The 22,455-nt window shown below is 60.9% G+C and carries 15 protein-coding genes; 4 read left to right on the top strand and 11 right to left on the bottom strand.

What is annotated here, in order from left to right; genetic code table 11:
• Positions 1-5: 5 nt before the first annotated feature.
• Genes OUZ52_RS12085 through OUZ52_RS12070 form a run of 4 tightly spaced genes read right to left on the bottom strand, consistent with a single transcriptional unit; the run spans position 6 to position 5,981 of the window.
• On the bottom strand, positions 6-326 hold the full coding sequence (locus OUZ52_RS12085; RefSeq protein ID WP_266158653.1) for a P-II family nitrogen regulator: 321 nt from the start codon (positions 324-326) through the stop codon (positions 6-8).
• The gene (locus OUZ52_RS12080; protein ID WP_266158652.1) at positions 323-3,499 is read right to left on the bottom strand and encodes an efflux RND transporter permease subunit; all 3,177 of its coding nucleotides are present in this window, start codon (positions 3,497-3,499) and stop codon (positions 323-325) included. The genes OUZ52_RS12085 and OUZ52_RS12080 overlap by 4 nt, the downstream gene beginning before the upstream one ends.
• 2 nt (positions 3,500-3,501) lie before the next feature.
• On the bottom strand, positions 3,502-4,623 hold the full coding sequence (locus tag OUZ52_RS12075; RefSeq protein WP_266158651.1) for an efflux RND transporter periplasmic adaptor subunit: 1,122 nt from the start codon (positions 4,621-4,623) through the stop codon (positions 3,502-3,504).
• Positions 4,620-5,981 carry a TolC family protein gene (locus OUZ52_RS12070; RefSeq protein WP_266158650.1) on the bottom strand — a complete coding sequence of 454 codons (1,362 nt, stop codon included), beginning with the start codon at positions 5,979-5,981 and terminating at the stop codon, positions 4,620-4,622. Before OUZ52_RS12070 ends, OUZ52_RS12075 begins: the two co-directional genes overlap by 4 nt.
• A 232-nt stretch (positions 5,982-6,213) precedes the next feature.
• Between OUZ52_RS12070 and OUZ52_RS12065 the strand changes: the two genes are divergently transcribed.
• From OUZ52_RS12065 to OUZ52_RS12050, 4 genes are all read left to right on the top strand, one after another.
• Complete coding sequence (locus tag OUZ52_RS12065; protein WP_266158649.1) at positions 6,214-6,390, top strand: hypothetical protein; 177 nt, start codon at positions 6,214-6,216, stop codon at positions 6,388-6,390.
• A gap of 241 nt (positions 6,391-6,631) precedes the next feature.
• Complete coding sequence (locus OUZ52_RS12060; RefSeq protein ID WP_266158648.1) at positions 6,632-7,675, top strand: aminoglycoside phosphotransferase family protein; 1,044 nt, start codon at positions 6,632-6,634, stop codon at positions 7,673-7,675.
• On the top strand, positions 7,672-8,343 hold the full coding sequence (murU, locus tag OUZ52_RS12055) for an N-acetylmuramate alpha-1-phosphate uridylyltransferase MurU (RefSeq protein ID WP_266158647.1): 672 nt from the start codon (positions 7,672-7,674) through the stop codon (positions 8,341-8,343). Before OUZ52_RS12060 ends, murU begins: the two co-directional genes overlap by 4 nt.
• Before the next feature lie 163 nt (positions 8,344-8,506).
• Complete coding sequence (locus OUZ52_RS12050; RefSeq protein WP_266158646.1) at positions 8,507-9,628, top strand: sterol desaturase family protein; 1,122 nt, start codon at positions 8,507-8,509, stop codon at positions 9,626-9,628.
• Positions 9,629-10,135: 507 nt separating this feature from the next.
• On the opposite strand, the gene OUZ52_RS12045 is transcribed toward OUZ52_RS12050, so the two are convergent.
• From OUZ52_RS12045 to OUZ52_RS12015, 7 genes are all read right to left on the bottom strand, one after another.
• A complete protein-coding gene (locus OUZ52_RS12045) occupies positions 10,136-13,201 on the bottom strand; it encodes a TonB-dependent receptor (RefSeq protein WP_266158645.1) in 3,066 nt (1,021 codons plus the stop codon).
• 513 nt (positions 13,202-13,714) lie between these two features.
• The gene (gene secF / locus OUZ52_RS12040; protein WP_266158644.1) at positions 13,715-14,671 is read right to left on the bottom strand and encodes a protein translocase subunit SecF; all 957 of its coding nucleotides are present in this window, start codon (positions 14,669-14,671) and stop codon (positions 13,715-13,717) included.
• 16 nt (positions 14,672-14,687) lie between these two features.
• Positions 14,688-16,382, bottom strand: a complete 1,695-nt coding sequence (gene secD, locus OUZ52_RS12035) for a protein translocase subunit SecD (protein WP_266158643.1) — start codon at positions 16,380-16,382, stop codon at positions 14,688-14,690.
• 101 nt (positions 16,383-16,483) lie between these two features.
• Positions 16,484-16,825: a preprotein translocase subunit YajC gene (gene yajC / locus OUZ52_RS12030; RefSeq protein ID WP_266158642.1), complete on the bottom strand. Its 342-nt coding sequence runs from the start codon at positions 16,823-16,825 to the stop codon at positions 16,484-16,486.
• Positions 16,826-17,010: 185 nt separating this feature from the next.
• Positions 17,011-18,138 (bottom strand): tRNA guanosine(34) transglycosylase Tgt, encoded by a 1,128-nt coding sequence (gene tgt / locus OUZ52_RS12025; RefSeq protein ID WP_266158641.1) that lies wholly within the window; start codon positions 18,136-18,138, stop codon positions 17,011-17,013.
• A gap of 102 nt (positions 18,139-18,240) precedes the next feature.
• Positions 18,241-19,272, bottom strand: a complete 1,032-nt coding sequence (queA, locus tag OUZ52_RS12020; protein WP_266158640.1) for a tRNA preQ1(34) S-adenosylmethionine ribosyltransferase-isomerase QueA — start codon at positions 19,270-19,272, stop codon at positions 18,241-18,243.
• Positions 19,273-19,738: 466 nt separating this feature from the next.
• On the bottom strand, positions 19,739-22,222 hold the full coding sequence (locus OUZ52_RS12015; RefSeq protein WP_266158639.1) for a hypothetical protein: 2,484 nt from the start codon (positions 22,220-22,222) through the stop codon (positions 19,739-19,741).
• Positions 22,223-22,455 lie beyond the last annotated feature (233 nt).

Here is a 22,455-nt window from a genome sequence, read left to right as displayed (position 1 = left end):
TAGGGCTAGAAATTACGACCAATCGGCCAGGAACGCTCGACCTCGACCATATAGACCCAGCCGCTGAGCGCCAGCCCGGCAGCACCTTGGGTACAGATCAGATCCACCGCAGCCATGGCCTCGGAATCCTCGCAGACCACTTCGAGCTTTATTTCCGAGGTGACTTTATCGCCTAGCTCGACCGAGTAATTATCCTCACCGCTATCGAGCGAACTCAGCAAGCCGCGTACATCGACCACACTGATATTGCGATAGCCCTCCTCGCGCAGCGCTTTAACAATGTCGGCTACACGGGTGCGGTGCACGAATGCCTTGATCTCTTTCATGACGAAGCTCCATCGTTGTCATCGGCGGCCATGCGCCGCTGTGCGCGCTCTTCGATCCAGTCGTACAACATCGGCAGCAGCACCAGGGTCAACAAGGTGGAAGTGAGCAGGCCTCCCACCACCACCGTGGCCAGCGGCCGCTGGGTCTCTGCGCCAACGCCACTGGAAAGCAGCATGGGCACTAGGCCAAGGATGGCCACGCTGGCGGTCATCAGCACCGGTCGCAGGCGCAACGCCGTACCCTGCACCACCGCCTCGCGTACGCTGTGGCCCTTGCCGCGCAACTCATTGAGAAAGCTCACCAGCACGATGCCGTTGAGCATGGCCACGCCGAACACCGCGATAAAGCCGATCGCCGAGGGCACCGACAGGTATTGCCCGGTAATCGCCAGCGCGACCAGGCCACCGATGGTGGCGAACGGCACGTTGGCAAGAATCAGCGCGGCGTACTTCGCCGAGTTGAAGGCGGTATACAGCAGTACAAAGATGAAGAAGATCGTCGCAGGCACGATCACCGCCAACTTGCCTAGGGCGCGCTGCTGGTTCTCGAACGCACCGCCCCACTCCAGCCAATAGCCCGGCGGCAGCTTCACCTGTTTTTCGATCGCCGCATTGCCATCCATCACGAAGCCGTTCACATCGCGGCCGCGGACATCCATCTGGATCACCGCATAGCGCTGCAACTGCTCGCGACGGACAAACGAATAGCCTTCCGCCATATCCACCGTGGCCACCTTGGTCAGCGGCACGATGCTGCCGCTGGCGGTGCGCAACGGAATCTGCCGAATCGCCTCGGGCGATGCCTTGGAGTTGTCGTCCACGCGCACGGTGATGGCGAAGCGCTTGATGCCATCGAGCAGGGTACTCACTGGTTCGCCACCGATGCCGTTCTTGACCACGGTGAGCACGTCGTCGGCGTTCAACCCATAACGGGCCAGTGCATCACGATCGACGCTGATCTTGATCTGCGGCTTGCCCTTGTTCGCCTCCAATTGCAGATCGGCCACACCCTGCACCTTGCTCAGCGTGTCCTTGATCTGCCCGCTGAGCCGATCCAGCGTTGCCAGATCGGGGCCATACAGCTTCAAGGCCAGGGTGGCACGCACACCAGAAATCAGCTCCTCGATACGGCTTTGGATCGGCTGGGTGAAGCTGACCACCGCGGTCGGCAGTTGCTGCTCCAGTGACTCCTGCATGTCCTTTTCCATGCTTTCCAGGGTCACGCCTTTGCGCCACTGATCCTTGGGTTTGAGCGGCGTGTAGATCTCCATGTAGTTCACATCGGCGGTTTCGCCCTTCTCCGCGCGACCAATCATCGCCAGGGTGGTTTCCACCTCGGGGAATTTCTTCTGGAACAAATCCGCGATGCGCTTGGAGACGTCGATCGACTCGTCCAGCGAGGCCGACGGGATCGAGGTGACGCGCCACATGATGGCGCCTTCGCGCAGGGTCGGCATGAACTCCTTACCCAGGAACGGGAACAGCGCCAGGCTGCCGACCAGGGCCAGCACCGCGCTGGCGAGCACCAGTTTGCGGTGGCCCAGGGTCCAGTTGAGGGTCGGCGTATAGACCCGCTTGATGCCGGCCACCAGCCAGGTGTCTTTTTCCGGCTTGGGCTTGAGCACCAGCGAGGCCAGCACCGGGATCAGGGTCAGCGCCAGCAGCAGCGAGCCGGCCATCGCGAAGCTGATGTTGAAAGCCATCGGCTTGAACATCTTGCCTTCCAGCCCTTCCAGACTGAACAGCGGCAGGAACACGGTGACGATGATCAGGATCGCAAAGGCCACCGGATTGGCCACCTCGCGTGCAGCCGTCAACACCGCCGCCGTACGATTCACCTTGCCGCCGTGGGCAAGCTCCTCGGCCATGATGCGGAAAGCGTTCTCCACCATCACCACCGCGCCGTCGATCATCATGCCGATACCGATGGCCAAACCGGCCAGCGACATCAGGTTGGCCGATAGCCCCACCTGGCCCATGCAAATAAAGGCGATCAGCATGGCTAGCGGCAAGGCCACGATCACCACTAGCGCCGAACGCAACTCGCCGAGAAACAGGAACAACACCACCGCGACCAGCAGCGAACCCTCGACCAGCGCACGCACGGCGGTCTCTACCGCCTTGTTGACCAGTTCGGTGCGCTCGTAAACGGTCTTGATTTCAACACCGGCCGGTAGCGCCTTCTTCACTGTATCGAGCTTGGTATTGACCGAGTCCACCACGTTCTTGGCGTTCTCGCCAATACGCGCCAGCGCCTGGCCCATCACCACTTCCTTGCCGTCGCGGGTGATCGCACCGAAACGCGGCGCGGCCCCTTCGACGATGCTGGCGACATCGCGCACGTAGACCGGCGTGCCGTTGTCGCTCTTGAGCATGATGCCGCCAATGTCCTTGGCGTTTTTGACCAGGCCCAGGCCACGCACCAGATACTGCTCGCGCCCCACGTCGACATAGCTGCCGCCGACCTGGGTGTTATTGGCCTGCAACGCGTCGATCACCTGCTTGAAGGTCAGCCCCTGCGAAATCAGCTTCAGCGGGTCGATGCGCACCTGGAATTGCTTCTCCTCGCCACCCCAGGAGCTTACGTCGTCCACGCCTTGCGCCGTGCGCAGGATCAGCCGCACCGACCAGTCCTGCAAGGTACGCAGGTCCATATCGGAGGGCGGCGCGGGCTTGCCCGCGGTCGCCTCAGCCAACTGCTTGTCCTTGACGTCCTTCAGCTTCTGGTCGGCGCGTTCGATGGTGTACCAGAACACCTGGCCCAGGCCCGAAGTGTTCGGGCCGATCTCCGGCTTGCCATAGCCCTGCGGCAGATTGTTGGCAATCTGCTGCAGGCGCTCGTTGACCAGCTGGCGCGCGAAATAGATGTCCATGCTGTCTTCGAAATACACCGAGACATAGGACAGCCCGAATAGGCTGACCGAACGAATCTGCTGCACCTTGGGCAAGCCAGCCAGGCCGGATTCGACCGGGAAGGTCAGTAACTGTTCGACGTCCTCGGCGGCCAAACCGGGGCTTTCCGTGTACACATTGACCTGCACCGGGGTGACGTCTGGAAACGCGTCAATGGGCAAGCTGGTGACGGCTTTCCAGCCGAGAAAGCCGACCACCACGAAGATGATGATGACCAGCACTTTGTATTTAAGCGAAACCTCTACCAGGCGGTTAAGCATCGTCAATCTCCCCCGCCGATCTGCGATTTCAGCAGACGCGCCTTCAAGGCGAAGGCGCCCTTCACCACCACCGGCTCGCCTACTTTCAGGCCATCGGTAATCACAGTGACATCGCCCTGGGTTTCGCCGGTCACCACCGGCACCGGCTCATACAAGCCTTTGCCCTTGTCGACAAACACCGTGCTCTGGTTTTGCAGCAGCACTACCGCCGCAGTGGGCACGGCCAGCGCCTCGCGACTGCCGGCGGTGGCCAGATAGGTGTCGACGAACTCGCCGTTGTGCAGCAGGTCGTTGCTATTGCTCACCTGGATACGCACCGGCACGGTGCGGGTCTGCTCATTGGCCTGATGTGGCAATTGCACCACTTTGCCGGGAATGGTCTGCCCATGCGTTACCACGCGGGCATCATCACCCAGCTTCACGCTGGCGGCATCGGACGATGCAAGCTGCGCCTGCACCCATACCGTATCCTCGTTGACCAGGGTGAACAACGTGCGTCCAGGCTCGATCCATTGGCCCACGGTGAAGCTGTCGCTGGTGATGCGGCCGGCGGCCGGCGACAACAGCTCGAAGGTACCGTCGGCACGGGCCGAACCGGCGCGCAGCATGGCGTTGATCTGCCCTTCGCTGAGACCGAAGGCGCGCAACTTGGCGCGTGCCTGGTCGCGTTGCACCTTCACTTCCATATAGCGCCGTGCCGATACCGCCTGCGGCCCCAGCGAACTGACCCGCCGCCACTCCTGATCGCTGACGATCAGCGCGCCCTGCACATCGGCGACGTCCACGCTGGACAGGGTGACCAGCGGTTGCCCCGTCTTCACCTTGTCGCCTAGTCGCGCGCGCCGCTTCACCACCTGGGCCGGCATGCGCGGCGAGACCAGCACGGTAGCGTAGGCATCAGCCTGTACTTCGCCCGGAGCTTTCAGCTCCTGCCGCAGGTTGCGGCGGACGGCTGGCGCGGCCTGGATACCGGCAGTGCGGATCGCCTGCGCATCGAGTTGCAGCGGATTGCTCTCGGCCGGCGCAGGCGCGGGAGCCTGCTTCTCGGCAGCAAATGCCGACGGCGCGAGAGGAAGGACCAAAGCCAGGGAAATGGCAAGAAAGAGCCGGTGTGCCTGTTTCATTGTGCGTATTCCTTGTCGTTGCCGTGTACGGCGTCGCTGGCCACCCAGGCGGTTAGCCGGTCGGCAGCCACTTGGTAGTCGATAAAGGCCTGCCAGGTTTCGCTCTGCAGTTGCAGGCCGGACAGCGCGGTATCCAGGCTCTGCTTGAGCTGGATCAGGTAATCGGAGGTGGTGATCTCGCCTGCATTCCACAGCCGCTCCAGCAGGCGGGTGCGTTCGTCGAAGGCGCTGGCGCGGCTGGCGCGAAACGATTGCCCTGCGGTGCGCAAGGCCTGGTAACGCGACAAGGCCTCGCTTAGGCGTGCACGCACGGACAGACGCTGAGTACCCAGGTTGGCGGCGGCGGCATCGGCATCGGCGCGCGCCGCATTGACTTCGGCGCTATAGGTATTGCGTATCGGCAAGGGAATGCTGAGGCCTACGCCAACGACGTTGTAGTTGAGCCTTCCCCCAGGCCCCGGTCCGCTCGGCGCAATATTCACGCGTCCACCGGTCAACGAGATCACCGGATCGGGGATGCGATTGCGTTCGGCGACTTTCACGCCGGCATAGGCGGCATCGGTACGCGAACGCGCCTCGCGCAACTCCGGGAGCTCGTCGATCTTCGTGTCGGAGCGGACAAGATCGGCACCCTCAAGTTCGGGCGGTAACTGGCCGGCAAAGGCCGGCAGCCGGTCCAGGCCAGTGTCGCCCAACGATTGCAAGGCAGCCCGGGCGGCGGCCACGCGTCCCAGCAAGGTGGCTTGCTGGGTTTGCGCCTCGCCCAGAGCCAACGCGGCCAGATCGCGCTCGGGACTGCTCACATCGCCGACCTTCAGGCGCTTGCCGGCCAGCTCATCGAAGCTCTGCATCAGTTCCAGTCGGCGCTTGCCTAGCGCTTCTTCCTGGTTGGCCAGAGCGCTGGCGAGCCAGGCCTTCAACCAGCGTGCGGCGACGTCGCGGCGGGCGCGGTCATAGCTCGCCTCGACCGCCTGCAGATCGGCCGCGCCAACCGCCGTGCGCGCACCACGCTTGCCGGACAAATCCAGCGGCAGGCTCAGGCCGATGGTGCGGCGACGCACGTCGGCATTCTCTATCCCCGCATCGATACTAGGGTTATACAAGGGCCGGGATGCGGCGACCGCACGTGCGCGCGCCGCCTCAAGCTCGGCCCGGGCCGACTGTACTTCGGGATTAGCCGCCCAAAGTGCGCGCACGGCAACAGCCAGTTCGTCGCGGATGGCGGCATCCTTGACGGTCGGCGCCGCCGATGGCGCTGCGACTTGCGCTACAACTTTGGTGACGGGTGGTGCGGCGACGGCAACCGTGGCCACCATCGCGCAAAGGACACCCGCAGGCGCCCAGCGTGGGAAACGCATAGCAAACTCCTCATAGCCGATCGAAACGCGTCGAGGGAGGCTCGACGCTGACACGCAGACGACGGAGTCAGGCTATGGGAGGCCGATGTAGGGCAGACGGCGATGGCAAGCTGACGACCGCCGGCAGCGTGACAAACGTCTGCGCCGGTTGTTTCAACGATGCATCGGATACCGCAATGTCCGTGAGCGGCATGTCATGTGAACAGCTGCAATGGCAGCCGCCCGTGCTTGCATGCCAGCAATCGCCGTCGTCGGCCGACGTGGCCTGGACGGACATTACGGCATGGGCATCACTCACGCTGGTGGCCTGCGCCTGCGCCACGTTGTCGGGCCCGCTAAGGCCATCGGCAAAGCACAGACTGCCAAATACCAGTTTGCCCATCAGGACGAGAGCAAACAGCACCCCTAGACCGCGGGTGCGGTTTCGCAAACGAGCAAGCAGGGGCGAAACGGTAGACATGGCAGGCACTTTAGGTGGGGGCCACCGTGTTAGACAATTTCATTTGCCGGCCCGTGTCAGAGCCTGTTTAAGATTTTCCCATTAGTCCGCGCCTGCCCTCGTTCCCGGCTTCTCACGCAAAAGCAGCTGTCTGCTCGCCAGCCGGCGGGGCTGCCGCTAAGCTGGGCGGCACATACCACACTCCTCTGCCATGAGCCGTAGCGACGACCGCGCACTTTCCCGTCTGGGCTGGACCCGAGCTGTCCTCGGCGATACCCAGCTGACCCTCGCACCCGCCTCTGCTGACGCCAGCTTCCGCAGCTATTGGCGCACGTATCATCAGGATCGGAGCTGGATCGTGATGGACTCACCACCGGCGCAAGAAGATCCGCGCCCCTGGGTGGAGATCGGCAAGCAGCTGGATGCTGCGGGCCTGCATGTGCCGCAAGTGCATGCGCAGGACTTGCAGCAAGGTTTTCTGTTGATCGAAGACCTGGGCAACCGGCTCTACCTGGGCGAGTTGACCGACACCAGCGCCGATACGCTCTATGGCGATGCGATGGACGCTCTGCTGCGCATACAGACACGCATGAGCGCCGAAGGGCTGCCAGCTTATGACCAGGCCTTCCTCACGCGCGAGCTGGAGGTGATGCCCGAATGGCTGCTCGACCGGCACCTGGGCCATGCACTCGATGCGGATGAGCGAGCGGTACTCGACGACGCCTTCGGCATCATCCTGCATAGCGCGCTAGAGCAACCCCGCGGCTTCGTGCATCGTGACTTCCACAGCCGCAACCTGTTGATCGTCGCCGCGCCGGAAAATCGACGCGATGCCGAACGCTTGCACACGCCTGGCATCATCGACTTTCAGGGCGCGCTGGCTGGCCCCATCGCCTACGATCTCGCCTCGCTGCTGCGCGATTGCTATATCGCGTGGGAGCCAGAGCGCGTCGAAGCCTGGGCGGTGGGTTACTTCGAACGCCTGCGCCATACCGGCCTGCTGGATGCCTCGGTAGACCGCGCACGCTTTCTGCGCTGGTTCGACCTGATCGGTCTGCAACGCCATATCAAGGTGCTAGGCCAGTTTTACCGGCTCTGGTATCGCGACGGCAAACCCGGCTATCTCGCCGACGTGCCGCGCGTCTATCACTATGTCATCTCGGTGGCGCGGCGCTATCCCGAACTGACCCGCTTCGTGACCCTGCTCGAGCGGCGCGCCGAAGGGCGCGACCTGACCCAGGTCGCCGCCGCATGAGGCACGCACTGATCTTCGCCGCTGGCCTGGGCGAGCGCATGCGCCCGCTCACCGAACACACACCCAAGCCGTTGCTGGAAGCCGGCGGCAAGCCGCTGATCGTATGGCACCTGGAAAAGCTTGCCGCCATCGGTGTGCATTACGTGGTGATCAACACCTCGCACCTGGCCGACCAGTTTCCCGACACACTGGGCGACGGCTCGCGCTGGGGCCTGCGCATCCGCTACGCCTACGAGGGACCGACCCCGCTGGAAACCGGCGGCGGCATGTTAAATGCCCTGCCTCTGCTCGGATCCGAACCCTTTATCGCACTCAGTTCGGATATCTATAGCGACTACGACTATGCCGCCCTGCCGCTCGAACCAGCAGGCCTGGCGCATCTGGTGATGGTGCCCAATCCGGATTGGCATGCGCGCGGCGACTTTGCCCTGCACGGACAGAGCCTGAACGAGGACGACAGGGGCGAACGCCTCACCTTCGGCAATATAGGCGTCTATCGCCCCGCCTTCCTGGATGGCCGCACGCCGGGACGCTTCAAACTGCTGCCGCTGTACCAACAGGCGATGCGCGCGGGACAGCTCAGCGGTGACTGCTACCACGGCTACTGGTGCAATATCGGCACCCCGCAGCAACTGGTCGAACTCGATACACGGCTGCGTGGCAGCTGAGCGAAAGGTAGCCCGACGCAAAATCCGGCCGGCTGGATAGCGCCGCAGGCCGGCCTATCCTAAACTTCTCAGTTCTGTAAGGCGCTCCGCCGTCCGCGCATCGGGTCACCCCCCGACTTGACTGCCTGCGGACCGGCCTGGTTTTAGTGCAAGGTTATCGACGATGTCCGAACTGTGGTCTCACCTGGTCAGCTGGTTCAGCAGCCACGGCGTGCTGCCGGTGCTGCAATTCCTGCACCTGGAAAAGCTGGCTGGCAACCCCGCCGACATCGCCGCCGCGCTGCTGATCGCCAGCTTGCAGCTATGCATCATCGGCTTCATCTTCCGGCCGCTGGAAAGCCTGATCCCGGCCGAACAGTGGGCCGACCGCAAGCTGACCAAGGTTGATTTCCAGTACACCTTGATGATGCTGGTCGGCATCTTTCCGCTGTTCAGCTTCCTGGTACTCACACCCATCGCCAACTATTTCGGTGGCGTGGACACCGGGGTCAGCGATGCCAGCGCCTCGCCGCTCGCCATCACCCACTGGCTCCCCGCGCTCAAAGAACACCCGTTCGCGCTGTTCTTCGTCTACTACTTCATTTACGACCTCGTCTACTACTGGATGCACCGCATGCAGCATGCGCTGCCCTGGTGGTGGGCGCTGCACAGCATGCATCACAGCACGCGCCAGATGAGCTGCTGGACCAACGACCGCGGCAGCCCCGTGGATGGCTTCGTGCAATCGATGGTGCTGGCGATGGTCGGCATCGTGATGGGCGTGGAGCCCGAGCAGTTCGCCTGGCTGATGCTGGTGGGCGAACTGGTACAGAACTTCTCGCACGCCAATGTGCGCATCGGCTTCGGCCCGGTGTTCGGGCGGCTATTCGTCGACCCCAAGTTCCACCGCCTGCACCATATGCTGGTCGACCCGACGCGGCCGAAACTGCATAACTGCAATTTCGGCCAGGTGTTCTCGCTCTGGGACGTGGTCTTCGGTACCGCACTCTACGGCGAACCACCCCGCCCCACCGGCGTGGGCGACCCCATGGTCGACGACGACAACAACCACGGCCTGCTCGGCCTGCACTGGAATGCCATCAAACGCTTCTGGGGCGCTATCAGGCGGCCCGCCGGCTGGAAGCTGGGCGAAGTCGCGTTTGGGCCAAACTACGCACCAATTCCCGTAGATCAGCTGGATCTGCATGCCTTGGCCCATCATCAAACGGTGCCGCTGCATGGCGTCGATGGGGCCGCCCCGGTGGTGACTCACACCACGGTGAGTGAAGGCGCATCGTCAGTTTGAGCGGGCTTCTATAGGGCTTTGATCCGCGATCGAGACTCGGTGCACTCCTTGCCTGGCCAAGGACCGATGCTTACGCATCGAGCTATGCCGCTTTGCGGATGACCATCTTTCGCGCATGACTCCCCGTCACCAGCTCGGCGCATAGTCACCTGAGCTGGCCATGCATTGCTTTGAGATCGCGTAGCCGCCGCACTTCAACCATCGTCGCGTGACGGCATTCGGACTGCTATACGTCTTTAGTTGCCGTCGAAGATGTTCTGCCCGAGGCATATCTCCTTGCCCCCGCTGTCGATTTGCTTCGGCAGCGAAGCGATCCCGCTTCAGCGAATGGGCTATCGCGCATCAGCTGCTCTCCCTGGAGGTAATTAGGGCGGGATGAACTCAAGGGAGCGATACCTCCATGGGTCCAGCCCCTTTGCCCAATAAAAAAGCCGCCAGGGAAATCCCTGGCGGCTAGTACGAAGACTACGAGCCTTCGTCGTTGAGGCATTACCGCAAAACTAACTACTAGAAGTCGTAGTTGACACCCAGACGAATGTAACGCGGGGTCTGGCTGGAGTACGGACGCAGATAGCTGACGTTGTAATGCGCGTAGGTCTGCGTGGTCTCCTGGCTATTGAACACGTTATAGACCATGACGTTGAAACCAAGCTTCTTGTCAGCCCATTCCGGACGGTACTCAGCGCTCAGGCTAAGCAAGTACGTCCAGGGGTTGCGCGCAAAGCCAGGGGCAACTGCCTGACCATTGCAGAAGTGGTAGCTGGTGCCATAACCATACGGGTCGACGCCATTGGGGCCATACAAGCCAAGGCAGGAACGCGGCGAACCGGACGCGATTGCCAAGTTGCCCGAGACCATCCACTCCGGCGCGATCTGGTACGAGCCATAGGCCTTGATCTGATGCCTGCGATCGTTAGAAAGATCGCCGTTGGACGAGACCATCAGCGGTGCGAAATCCCAGTCGGACGTGGCCGAAACGTCGGTTTGGCCCGTATCGGACTTTACCTGGCCTTCGCTGTTACCGAAGTTATGCGACCACAGGTAGTCGATCTTGCCGTACCACTTGCCGTCAAACGGATGCTCCAGGAACAAGTCCAGGCTGTAGTACTTGCGCTTCAGGCCCTGGTCGAAGCCGAAATCCTTCTTCCAATCCATCGGCACGCTGTAGTAACCACCACCAATCTTGGCAATCGTAAAGGTCTGGTTCTTGCCTGGATTGATCAAGATGCTGCCCGGGATCGCCGACGGATCAAAGGTGCTCGGATCGATGCCCATGCTGTTCATCTTATTGATGATCGAACTCTTGTCCGAAATATCATCAATCGCGTTACGCAGGTTGCGGAACGTTGCCTTGGCACCGTAAACCCACGAATCGCCCAGCTTCTTGTCGAAACCAAGGATGTACTCGTCCTGGTATTCCGACTTCAGGCCTTGCGCGGCACTCAACTTCGGATCGCGCGGCTGGCCATACTCACCGTTGGCGGAGAACGGCGCACCAGGCCCAATGCTGTTGGCAATCGGGCTCAGGCCAGTGGGGATACCGTTCGCATCGATACCCGTATAGGTGTAGTACTCACGGGTATACAGCGACGAGCCGGCGGCCCGCAAAGCCACGCTGGTGGGCAAGGCGAGATAGTAACGACCCGCATTGCCGTAGACCTTGAAGCTGGAGTCGCCATTCACGTCCCAGCTGAAGCCAATGCGCGGCGCCCACTGCGGCTTGGTCAAGCGCAGGTACGGTACGCCGCCTGCGTTGTAGTTGGTGAACTGGTCATTACGCAGACCGAGCTTGACCAACCAGCGATCGTTGATCTGCCAATCGTCCTGAAGGTACTGCGCACGCTGTGAAACGCGCACCGTTGCATTGTCGTGATAACGATACTTGGCAACGTAGTAGCCCGTGCCGCCACCCGGTGTCGCGCCAGTGTTGCCTACCCACGGAAAATTGTGCCAATCAGCCGTACCCGGGGCCGTACCTGGACCACCGACGATGTAGCCATTCGGATCGCCGAAATTGGTGTACTCCCAGGCGTAGCCCGGACCCGTGGCCGGGAACTGGGTGCCACCGTCGATATTTTTCACGTCCTGGTTGTCCATACCAGCCGTGAGCGTGTGAGAGCCCAGCTTGTAGGTCACGTCAAGACGCAGGTTGGTATTGGTCGACTTGTGGCTCGGCAACCCGACCGTCGAAATGGCCTGGCCGTTGGTGATGATGCTGCCGCCATTCGTTGCCGGGTTCTGCTGATCCGGCTGGAACAAATGCACCGAGCTTGTATCGAAGCCTGGGGTCTCGCTGTAGTACGTGCCCTTCATCTTGCCGTACAGCGCGCTGACCGTCAGATCATCAGTAATGTAGCTGGTGAACTTGCCCGAGTAGAGATCCGCGCCATTCTTGGTCGAGGTGTCGTAGCTGCTGAACGGACCATCTTTGCGAGTGGAGTAGTCAAAGCTATGCAACGTGCCGCGATAAGACGATTTATTGGAGGCCGTGGTCAGCTCAAAGATATTGCTGTCGGTGATGTTCCAATCGAGCTTGCCGTACCACTTCGGATTGCTCCACGTGGTATGGGTGTCCTGCGGGGCACCGACCGGACCGACACTCTTGCCTGCCACGTGCTCGGCTTCCACCGCTGCGAAGAAGAACAACTTGTCCTTGATCAACGGGCCGCCGACATAGGCGTTATAGGTCGTCGTCGACGACTTGCTGTCGTTGTTAAAACGATAGATTTTGCCCTGCGAACCATCTTTCTTGACGTAGAAATAGTTCTTCTGATCGCTCTTCAGATCGTCGGGCGTCCACTGAATCTGGCCACCGAAATGCCACTCGTTAGTGCCGCGCTTACCGACCTGGCTGATGACGCCACCGTCAGAACGACCGTAAGCCGCGCCGTAGCCGCCACTGAGAATTTCCTGCTGGTCGATCGCACCATAAGGCAAGGTGATGCCGCCGAAGCCGCTAAGCGGATCGGTGGTGTTGAAGCCATTGATGTAGTAGGCGTTCTCGGTCACCGACGAACCGCCGAACGAAATCACGTTGCCACCCGACGGGCCAAGGCCGTTAAACAGGCTGCTACCGGCAACCACACCAGGCGCGAGCAAGGCGATGGCTTCGGCGCTACGTGCCAACGGCAGGCGCGCCAGCTGCTGTGAGGTGATGACGGTGCGCGAGTCCACGCCACTCACGTCGATCGACGGCAATGAGTTCGCGGTCACAGTCACCGCCGACAGCGACGAAGCATTCGCGGCGCTGGCAAAGGAAACCTCGGTGTTCGAGCCCACCGTAAGGTTTACTTCCTTACGCGTATCGACCGTGGTGCCGCCTTTTTGCAGGGAGACCGTGTAAGTACCCAGCGGCAAATTACCAACGCTGTAACGGCCCTTGCTATCGACCGCGACCTGACGGGTCAAACCAGTGGTGTTGCTAACGGTGACGGTTTCGCCGGCTTCGGCCTGACCAAAAATACCGCCCGTGGTTGACTGGCCAAAAGCCCCGCCCGCCATCCCCATGGTCAAAGCTACCGCCAAGGCCGACTGCCGCAGCAAATAGCCGCGATTCATCGAACGAAAACTCATTATGTATCTCCCCATATCAGCTCATAAATTGAGCAAAAGTAATCAAGGCAACCGATCAACGAACCGATTGGCCAAATGACCTGCAAAAGACTGATTGAAACCCATCCCAACTCGCGAAAGGCTCCCTTTCAACCGTTCTCTTGCATCCCCTGCCGCACTCACCAATGACCGGATGTTTTTCCGAATCAATGCAGCGTCGTCGCAGGAACGTGGCGAAACATAATGGTATTTTTTACGTCAAGTCAACAACAAATTAATGTGCATTCGCACGAATGATTCGCATTTTCTTGCGAATCCAAAGACATGAAATGTGAATATTTCGTGTAAGAAAGACTGCATTTCATCGTGCCTGGAAATCAGCTGTTTGAGCTAATACCTGGCTTATCGGGCAAAAGGTAAAGACAAACCGCAGCAATCTGCTGCACAGAAATTCGCCGGCAACGATTTTCGTGCATAAAAAAACGGCCCGAGACTCGGGCCGTTTTACACTGCAATATCGAACAAAGTTACGAATCAAGGGCGCCGCTCAAGCTCCGGATTCCCCTTAACTTGCGGCATCAAATCCTTCTTCGACACCCCCAGCCACAACAGGATCGGGCTGGCGACGAAGATGGAGGACAGCGTACCGACCAGGATGCCGATGAGCATGGTGATGGCGAAGCCGTGCACCACCGGGCCACCGAAGAAGTACAGCGCGGCCATGGTGATGGCCGTGAAGGTCGAGGTGATGATGGTTCGCGACAGGGTGTTGTTGATCGAGCGGTTGAGGATCTCCTCCGGCTCGGCCTTGCGGGCCAGGCGGAACAGTTCTCGGATACGGTCGAACACCACGACCTTGTCGTTGATCGAGTAGCCGACCACGGCAAGCACCGAAGCCAGCACGGTCAAGTCGAACTCGCGCTGGGTCAGCGCGAAAATGCCTACCGTGATCAGCGCATCGTGAACCTCGGTGACGACCGCCGCGATGGCGAAGCGCCGCTCGAAGCGAATCCACAGATAGCCCATGATGCCGATGATCACCACGATCACCGCCACCACGCCATCGCTGCGTAGCTCGTCGCCCACCTGTGAGCTGACGTAGTCACGGCTCTTCATGGTGGCGTCAGGGCGCGGCGCCTGCAGGGCCGCACTGACGACGGCCTTAGCCTTGTCGAGGCTTACCTTGCCCTTCTCATCCAGCATGGCAGCGGTGGGCTGCAGGCGGATCGAAACCTCTTTGGTGCCGCCCAGGCTTTGCACCACCGGGTTCTCGATGCCGCCTTTCTCCAGCGCCGCTCGCACGTCGGCAATGGCTACCGGTTGCTGGTAGTCCATCACGATGGACACACCGCCGGTGAAGTCCAAGCCGTAGTTAAGCCCCTTGGTCGCGATCAGCACGGCCGAGGCAATCATCAACAGAGCGGCGATGCCGATGCTGAACTTACGCATGCCAAGAAAGTTGACATTACTGTTGTGGTTGAAGATTTCCATGTGTTTCCGTTCCTCTTCAGACCGACAGCGTCTTGAGCTTGCGATGGCCGTGAATCAATGCATGCGGCGTCGAGCCGTTACGCAGTTCTTCGCGGATACGCTCGCAAACCAGCACATTCGAGTCGATCGCCATACCCAGGGTAAGCACGATACCGGCGATGCCTGGCATGGTCAGGGTGACGCCGATCATCGACATGATCGCGACCAAGACCACCAGGTTGAAAAACAGCGCCACGTCAGCGACGAGGCCGAACAGCTTGTAGTACACCGCCGCCGCCAGCAGTACCAGGCCCAGACCGATCAATACCGCCTTGAGGCCCTTGGCGATGTTGTCCTGACCTAGGCTGGGGCCGATAACGCCCTCCTCGATAATGTCGACCGGTGCCGCCAGCGCGCCGCCCTTGAGCAGCAAGGCCAGCTCGGAGGCTTCTTTCGGGCTGCGCAGACCGGTGGTCTGGAACTGCTTGCCGAACGGGCCGCTGATGCGCGCGTCATTGATCACCGAATAAGTAATAGTCGGCGTGCGTACCTCTTTGCCGTCGACGATTTTGGTGTCGACCACGCGCTCGATATACACCACGGCCATCGGCTTGCCGACATTGCTGTTGGTGAAATCCTGCATCTTTCTGGCGCCGCTGGAATTCAACGTCACCGACACCGCCGGCGAGCCGGATTGCTGGTCGAAGGTCGAAGAAGCGTCGGTCAGCTCGTCGCCGGTGGCGATGATTTTCTTATCCACCAGCACCGGCTGGCGAGTGTCGCGCATGTAGTACAGATTGGCGTTTGGCGGAATATTACCCGTACGAGCGGCATCCACCGACTGCGGGTCGCCGGCATAACCAATGCCTGGGCGGTATTGCAGCGTCGCGGTGGCGCCGATCAGCTTCTTCGCCTCGGTCGTATCTTGCACGCCGGCCAGCTCTACCACGATGCGGCTATCGCCCTGCTGCTGGATGATCGGCTCCGATACACCCAAGGCATTGATACGGTTGCGCAAGGTAGCAAGGTTCTGGCGAATGGTATTGAGCGACAGCTCGCGCAGCTTTTCTGGCTTTACCACCGCATTGAGCACAAAGCGGTCGCCGGTATTGGGGCCGTCTTGCACCCCGAGGTCGGGGTATTCGACCGCAATGGCGTTTGCCGCTGCCACGCGGTCATCCGCCGAACGCAGCACAACCGCCACGCCCTGGCCGCGAGTGGCGTTACGGCTTACCGAGTCGTAGCGAATGTTCTTTTGACGCAACAGATTGCGGATATCGTCCGCATAACCAGACTCTTTCTTGTCCAGCACGTCGTTCTGGTCCACTTCCATCAAGAAGTGCACACCACCCTGCAAGTCCAGGCCCAACGGCATCGAACGCGCACCCACGGCACGTAGCCAGCCAGGCACGGTGGATTCGAGGTTGAACGCGACCGTGTAGTCGTCACCCAGCGCAAGCTTGATGGCGTCCGCGGCGCTCTTCTGTGCATCGCCATTGGCGAAGCTGGTCAGCAGGTGATCGCCATTGATCGCCATATTGGTATAGGCGATGTTTTGCTGCTTCAGCGCACCGGCCACCTTCTGCTGTAGCGCGGCATCGACCACACCATTGTGGTTGGCGATGATTTGCACGGCAGGCACCGGCTGGAACACATTAGGCAACGCATAGAACGTGGCGAGCACTAGTACGACCGCGACCAGCACATACTTCCAGCGTGGAAAATCACTCATGCCTTAAATCCATCAAAGCCGCAGCGTAGAAACTGCAGCGGTAGCGTCATGGGGTGGATCCCGAAGGGCGGAAAGGCGGCGCAAGGCCGCCTCTCAAACCATCAAGACGATTTCAGCGAACCCTTGGGCAACACCTGAGATACCGCGCCCTTCTGCAGCTTGATCGATACATTCGGGGCAATCTCGATCGTAATGAATGACTCGCCGACATCTTCCACGCGGCCAGCGATACCGCCGTTGGTGACTACTTCGTCGCCCTTGGACAGGGCCGCCACCATGTTGCGGTGCTCCTTCTGCCGCTTCATCTGCGGGCGAATCATCAAGAAGTAGAACACCACGAACAGCAAAATCAGCGGCAGAAGGCTGGTCAACGAGCCAAATGTTTGAGCACCGGCAGCTGCCGGAGCAGCCTGAGCGATTACAAAGGAGAGTGGAAGATTCATCATTTTGTCTCGCAAGTTACGGCGCCAGCAGGAATTTCTTCCCAACGCCTGAAAAAAGATCGTGGATTATGCCATGCGCCCCATGGCCCTGCATGCACCGCAAGGCCAGCCCGCACCAAGCTTTGGCGGCGACAGGTCCGCTTTCCAAGCCCTGGAGGGCTACTCAAGCGCCAAAAACGTGACCCTTAGCCGGCAAGCCCGCCCTGGCGGCGCGCATAGAACTCCGCCGTAAAGTCATCCAGCCGCCCTGCCGCAATGGCCTCACGCAGGCCGGCCATCAGCCGCTGGTAGTAGCGCAGGTTATGCATGGTGGCGAGCTGGCTGCCGAGAATCTCGTTACAGCGGTCCAGGTGACGCAGGTAAGCCCGCGAAAAGCCGTTGGCACAGGCGTAACAGTCACAGCCCTCCTCGATCACCCGGGTATCCATGGAGAACTTGGCGTTGCGGATACGCAAGGTGCCCTCGGCGGTGAACAGAAAACCGTTGCGTGCGTTACGGGTCGGCATGACGCAATCGAACATGTCGATGCCGCGGCGCACCGCCTCGACAATGTCCTCCGGACGCCCTACCCCCATCAGATAGCGTGGCTTGTCCTTGGGCAGCATCGGCACGGTAAAGTCCAGCGCGTGGTTGCGCTCAGCCTCCGGCTCGCCCACCGCAAGGCCACCCACCGCGTAGCCGTCAAAACCGATCTGAATCAAGCCCTCGGCCGATCGTCGCCGCAGGTTTTCATACACGCTGCCCTGGACGATGCCGAACAGGGCGTTGGGATTACCGCGGTCATTGAAGCTTTGCCGCGAACGCTCGGCCCAGCGCAGGCTCAGCTCCATCGAGGTCGCCGCCACCTTCTCGGTCGCCGGGTACGGCGTGCATTCGTCGAAGATCATCGCGATGTCAGAATCCAGAGTGGTCTGGATGCGCATGGATTCCTCTGGCGACAAGAACACTTTCGAGCCATCCACCGGCGAGGCGAAAGTCACCCCTTCTTCGGTGATCTTGCGCTTGTGCGCCAGCGAGAACACCTGAAAACCGCCGGAATCCGTAAGAATCGGCCCATGCCAGCCAATGAAACGATGCAGGCCACCGAACTGCTCGACGACCTCCAGGCCCGGCCGCAGAAACAAATGAAAGGTATTGCCCAGGATGATTTCGGCGCCGATGTCATGCACATCGCGCGGGGTCATCGCCTTGACCGAACCATACGTGCCTACCGGCATGAAGGCCGGTGTTTCCACCGTGCCACGGGGAAAATGGAGACGGCCACGGCGGGCGGCGCCGTCGGTGGCGAAAAGATCGAATTGAAGAGAAGTCATCGGCGTAGTTTAGCTGGTGGACCACACGGCCCTGGCAAGTGGCTCCAGATCAAGCCTGAGCCTGCCCAGGCCGATCATCGCGACAGGACAAACGACGGCCCTTTAGCCATCGCCGGGCAAAATCAGCATCGCGTCCCCGTAAGAGAAAAAGCGGTACTGCTGCTCGACCGCATAGCGGTAGGAGTCGAGCATGAACTCGCGGCCGGCCAGGGCTGACACCAGCATCAACAGGGTCGATTGCGGCAAATGGAAGTTGGTGATCAGGCCGTCGATGCTGCTGAAGCGATAGCCAGGGAAAATGAAAATCTGCGTTTCGCCAGCAAACGGATGCAGCTCACCCTCATAGCTGGCGCTTTCCAAGGCACGCACCACCGTCGTGCCCACCGCGATAACCCGCCCTCCCGCAGCACGCGTGCGCTGGATTTTCTCGACCAGGCTCGCCCCTACGTTTAACCACTCGCGGTGCATTTGGTGATCTTTGATGTCGTCAGCGCGAATCGGTTGGAATGTGCCCGCGCCCACATGCAGGGTCACATAACCAAAATCCACGCCGCGTTCACGCAGTTTCGCCAGCAGCGACTCATCAAAATGCAGCCCTGCCGTGGGTGCGGCGACGGCACCGGGCTCACGCGCATAAATCGTTTGATAGCGCTCAAGATCGCTGGCATCGGCATGACGCTCGATATATGGCGGCAGCGGCATCTCGCCCAGCTTCAGCAGCAGCTGCTCCAGCGGCTCAGGAGACTCGAAACGCAGTTTGAAGAACGAACCGTCACGCCCCAGCACCGTGGCATGGCTGCCATCGGCCAACTCGATGCGCCCGCCCTCTTTCGGCTTTTTGCTCACGCCCAGTTGCACGGTAGCCTCGTGCTCGCCGGTAACCCGCTCGATCAAGATCTCGGTCGCACCACCGGTGTCTTTGCGCCCATGCAAACGCGCCGGCAACACGCGGGTATCGTTGAAGACCAGCAAATCACCCGGCCGCAGGAAATCCGGCAACTCGCGAAACTGATGATTCTCTCGCCGCTGCGTCGCTACGTCGAGAAACAGCAGGCGGCTGGCCGAACGCTCAGCCAAAGGCGCCTGCGCAATCAACTCAGGCGGCAATTCAAAATTGAAATCAGACTTTTTCAAAACGTGAACTTCTCAATGAAGCGGCTTGCCAATGCGCAAACCATCATGACGCCATGATCTCTTGCTACGGATAGTTCACCGACCCGCCTCGTGCACCGTGGCTGCCGTCGTGGACCGGATGGCAAGACAGTGTGCGCCGATGCGGCGCGCGTAGCGACAAAGCCGCTCGATCGGCCCATCCTCGCTGCAGCGCAACGGCACCGCCTGCGCCTCTGCCAGCGATCAACAGCACACCTCATAACAACGCCGGGCTTTGCAGTGAATGCCCCCAAAGCGAGCTGTGACGCGCCCTGGCTCGCTGACGGCAGGGGCATATTCTAACTTTCGCGGGGCAGGAATCGTACTGTGCAAGCCTGGACCCGACAAGGCTGCCGGCCGCCCTGAGGCAACCCTTGGCCCAACGGAGAGGCCCGCGCCGAGGCTTATGTTAGAGCGGGCCGTCTAGACGGCGACCCGATCAGCAGGTTCACGGCGCAGCCTGCTTTTTGCGCCGCCGAACCAGCCACGCCCCAGCCAAGGCCAGCACAACCACCACGCCACCCAGGGCAACAAACTTATTCTTGCGCACGAAATGCTTGGCCACAGCAATCTGCTGCGCACGCTTGAGCTTTCTTGCCTCGACGAAATCGGGCTCTTCGCAGGCCTGCCCGAAATCCTCTGCCCAGGAGACATACGCGCCCTGCTTCACGTAACGCGCATAAAGCGTCTTGATGCGCTTAGTGCGTTCATCGACATACTGCGCCGGCGCGCTGCCGTCCGCATTGGCGCCAGGGCCATCGTAAAAGCCGTCACCAGGACCATCCTGCATCCAACCGGTAGCCTTGCAAAGCACCGCAGCAAAAGCCTGTGAGCGCGGCGGCAGTAAGTCGGCGGCGCTGGTCGCGCGATCGACAGCGATGTAACGGTAGTGAAAACGCAGGTCGGGCTTGGCCCCGCTATCGGCAAAACGCTGCCGCTCGCCATCGGTCACATAGCTGCCTTTCAAATCGCTGGCTATATGCCCGGAACCGCCTGGAAAGCTGCCGTCATTGTCGAAGTAATCCGGCCCCTGCTGATAGCCCAGCAACTCCATGCCCAGCTCGCGGGCGATGACCGCGGCGGCATAGCGAGCTTCGGCACGACCGATCTCGGTCCAGGCGTGATCGCCGTCATGCACCGCCGTGGCATATTCGCGCGCCTTGGCCCGTAGATCGATCACCGACTGCTGATCCGGACTGGCGAAACGCTTGTTGCCGCTGGCCGGGAAATAGTTCTGCGCCTCGTCGTAACGGCCCGCACGCATCAAGCGGCGGGCAAGCAACCAGCGCAAGTCATCCGCTAGCGAATGATGGTCATCCCAGGTCGATGCGCTACTTTTCGCCGAAGCCGGCGCGGGCACTGGCGAGGCGGGCGCATGCGCATCGACAAAGCTTTTCAGCTCATCGATGGTCAACACACGCTCGGCCACATAAGCCGCATCGTTGCCATAGCCGATGCCACTGCCAGCCTCTTCGTCAAAGCTATTGCCATCGCCGCCCACCGCACTCGCCGCGTCGTAGAGATGCCCCATCGCCTCGACGTATTCACCACGGCTCAATGCCAACACACCGCTCTCGGCAGTCACCAAGTGAGCGCTGCTGACTTCGAGCGATGCCTTGGGATCATCGGCTTTCGGAAAGGCCTTGGCCGCCTCCGCATAAGCAGCACTCGCCGCGGCAAGATCACCCTTTTGTATGGCCAACTTGGCGCGCACCCAGCTCGCCAGTGGGCTGGGCGCCTTGTCGACCAGCTTGGCGGCCAGGTCGTAGCGGCCGATCTGATAGCTCAAGGCAGCCAGCCGGTCAGCACCTTCGACGTGATCCACGCCTTGCTTCTCGATCGCGCTGACCAGGGCCAGCAGCTTGGGATTGGCCTGGTGCGCCTGCTTGCCTGAAGCATCCGAACTGCCGGAGGCATCCGGGGTGGCGTCGTTACCGCTTGCATCCATCCGCGCCAAGGCATAAGCCACCAGCAATCGCTGCGCTACCGGGCTATCAATAATGGCCGCGGTACGCTCAGGGCTTTGCAATACATCGCCAGCGACCGTCGCCAGCGACAACACCCCACTACCGGAATCATGCCCGGCCTGTGCGGCATAAAGGGTAATGGCATGCTTGAGATCAGCCGCGGCAATGCCATCGCCACAACCTTTGTTGCCGTAAAGGTCGCTCCAGCTGCATTGATGCGTACCGCTATACAGATAAAGCCGGGCCTCTTCGCCAAAGCTGGCAACGGCAAGGCCTTGTGTATCGGATGCACCGGCGACGGCACGCGTACGCGCCAATTGGAAAAATTTCATCGCAGCGTCGCGTTCACGCTTGAAGGCTAACGCATCGCCCGCATGCGCATTGGCCATCTGTGCATGGATGCTGCCTAGCGTATAAGCCGCCCACACGGAGCGCAGCTTGGCCTGTTCGGGTGGCAGCGCCAAAACATGCTCAAAGCTGGCGATGGCGTGCGCCCAGTCCTCGGCATCGGGTTGCGCGCAGGCCTGCTGCTCAGCCTCGCTCGCCGCGGACTCATCGCTACCCTCGCAGCTCATGGCGCCAGCGTGATAATCCACGGCGCCGGCGATGTACCAGCGCAGATCCTCAGGCAGATCTTTGCCTTCGTTGAGAACATCGCTGCCGGCATCGGCACCACGCAACACGGCTTCGCGCTCCGCCTGCTCCACCGTCAAACCCAGCCTTTTTGCCTGGCTTTGTTTATCGTCCTTCTCGGGCAAACCCGTACTGCCGTCTTCTGGCTGCAGCTTGTCGGTAGCCGACAACAACTGCCCAGCTTCAAACGCAAAGCTGTTTTGTGGGGTCGCCTTGAGCGTGCCCTCGCGATGATCGAGCAGCTGGCTCGGAAAGTCCGGCCCGCAGGCCCAAGCCACGGCACCGGCCAGTGCGGTCACAACAACGGTAACGATCAAGCTGCGTTTAAACATGGCACATTCCATAGCTTTATAAGGTTGCACGACGCGCATCGGGCGCGAATCCGAATGCAGGGACTTTCCCTGGTTTACCCCATTACCGTCTTAGCTCATCACCGCCCTGGTCTTGCGACGCCGCCATATCACCACCGCCAATAACCCTAGCAACAGCGCCGCACCCGCAAGATACGGTGCAGCCTTGCGGGCCAAATGTTTGGCATGGGCGATATAGTGCGCGCGCACCATGC

This window comes from Dyella silvatica, assembly GCF_026283955.1.
GTDB classification, from domain to species: Bacteria; Pseudomonadota; Gammaproteobacteria; order Xanthomonadales; family Rhodanobacteraceae; genus Dyella_C; species Dyella_C silvatica.
The sequence above is the reverse complement of the archived record's forward strand: the minus strand, read 5'-3'. Positions and strand labels throughout refer to the sequence as shown.

Coding starts and splice junctions, on each gene's coding strand:
- secF (WP_266158644.1), bottom strand. CDS start 14,671: ATGGAAATCTTCAACCACAACAGTAATGTCAACTTTCTTGGCATGCGT.
- OUZ52_RS12075 (WP_266158651.1), bottom strand. CDS start 4,623: ATGAAACAGGCACACCGGCTCTTTCTTGCCATTTCCCTGGCTTTGGTC.
- OUZ52_RS12085 (WP_266158653.1), bottom strand. CDS start 326: ATGAAAGAGATCAAGGCATTCGTGCACCGCACCCGTGTAGCCGACATT.
- secD (WP_266158643.1), bottom strand. CDS start 16,382: ATGAGTGATTTTCCACGCTGGAAGTATGTGCTGGTCGCGGTCGTACTA.
- OUZ52_RS12065 (WP_266158649.1), top strand. CDS start 6,214: ATGCCAGCAATCGCCGTCGTCGGCCGACGTGGCCTGGACGGACATTAC.
- OUZ52_RS12050 (WP_266158646.1), top strand. CDS start 8,507: ATGTCCGAACTGTGGTCTCACCTGGTCAGCTGGTTCAGCAGCCACGGC.
- OUZ52_RS12070 (WP_266158650.1), bottom strand. CDS start 5,981: ATGCGTTTCCCACGCTGGGCGCCTGCGGGTGTCCTTTGCGCGATGGTG.
- tgt (WP_266158641.1), bottom strand. CDS start 18,138: ATGACTTCTCTTCAATTCGATCTTTTCGCCACCGACGGCGCCGCCCGC.
- OUZ52_RS12060 (WP_266158648.1), top strand. CDS start 6,632: ATGAGCCGTAGCGACGACCGCGCACTTTCCCGTCTGGGCTGGACCCGA.
- yajC (WP_266158642.1), bottom strand. CDS start 16,825: ATGAATCTTCCACTCTCCTTTGTAATCGCTCAGGCTGCTCCGGCAGCT.
- murU (WP_266158647.1), top strand. CDS start 7,672: ATGAGGCACGCACTGATCTTCGCCGCTGGCCTGGGCGAGCGCATGCGC.
- OUZ52_RS12045 (WP_266158645.1), bottom strand. CDS start 13,201: ATGAGTTTTCGTTCGATGAATCGCGGCTATTTGCTGCGGCAGTCGGCC.
- OUZ52_RS12015 (WP_266158639.1), bottom strand. CDS start 22,222: ATGTTTAAACGCAGCTTGATCGTTACCGTTGTTGTGACCGCACTGGCC.
- OUZ52_RS12080 (WP_266158652.1), bottom strand. CDS start 3,499: ATGCTTAACCGCCTGGTAGAGGTTTCGCTTAAATACAAAGTGCTGGTC.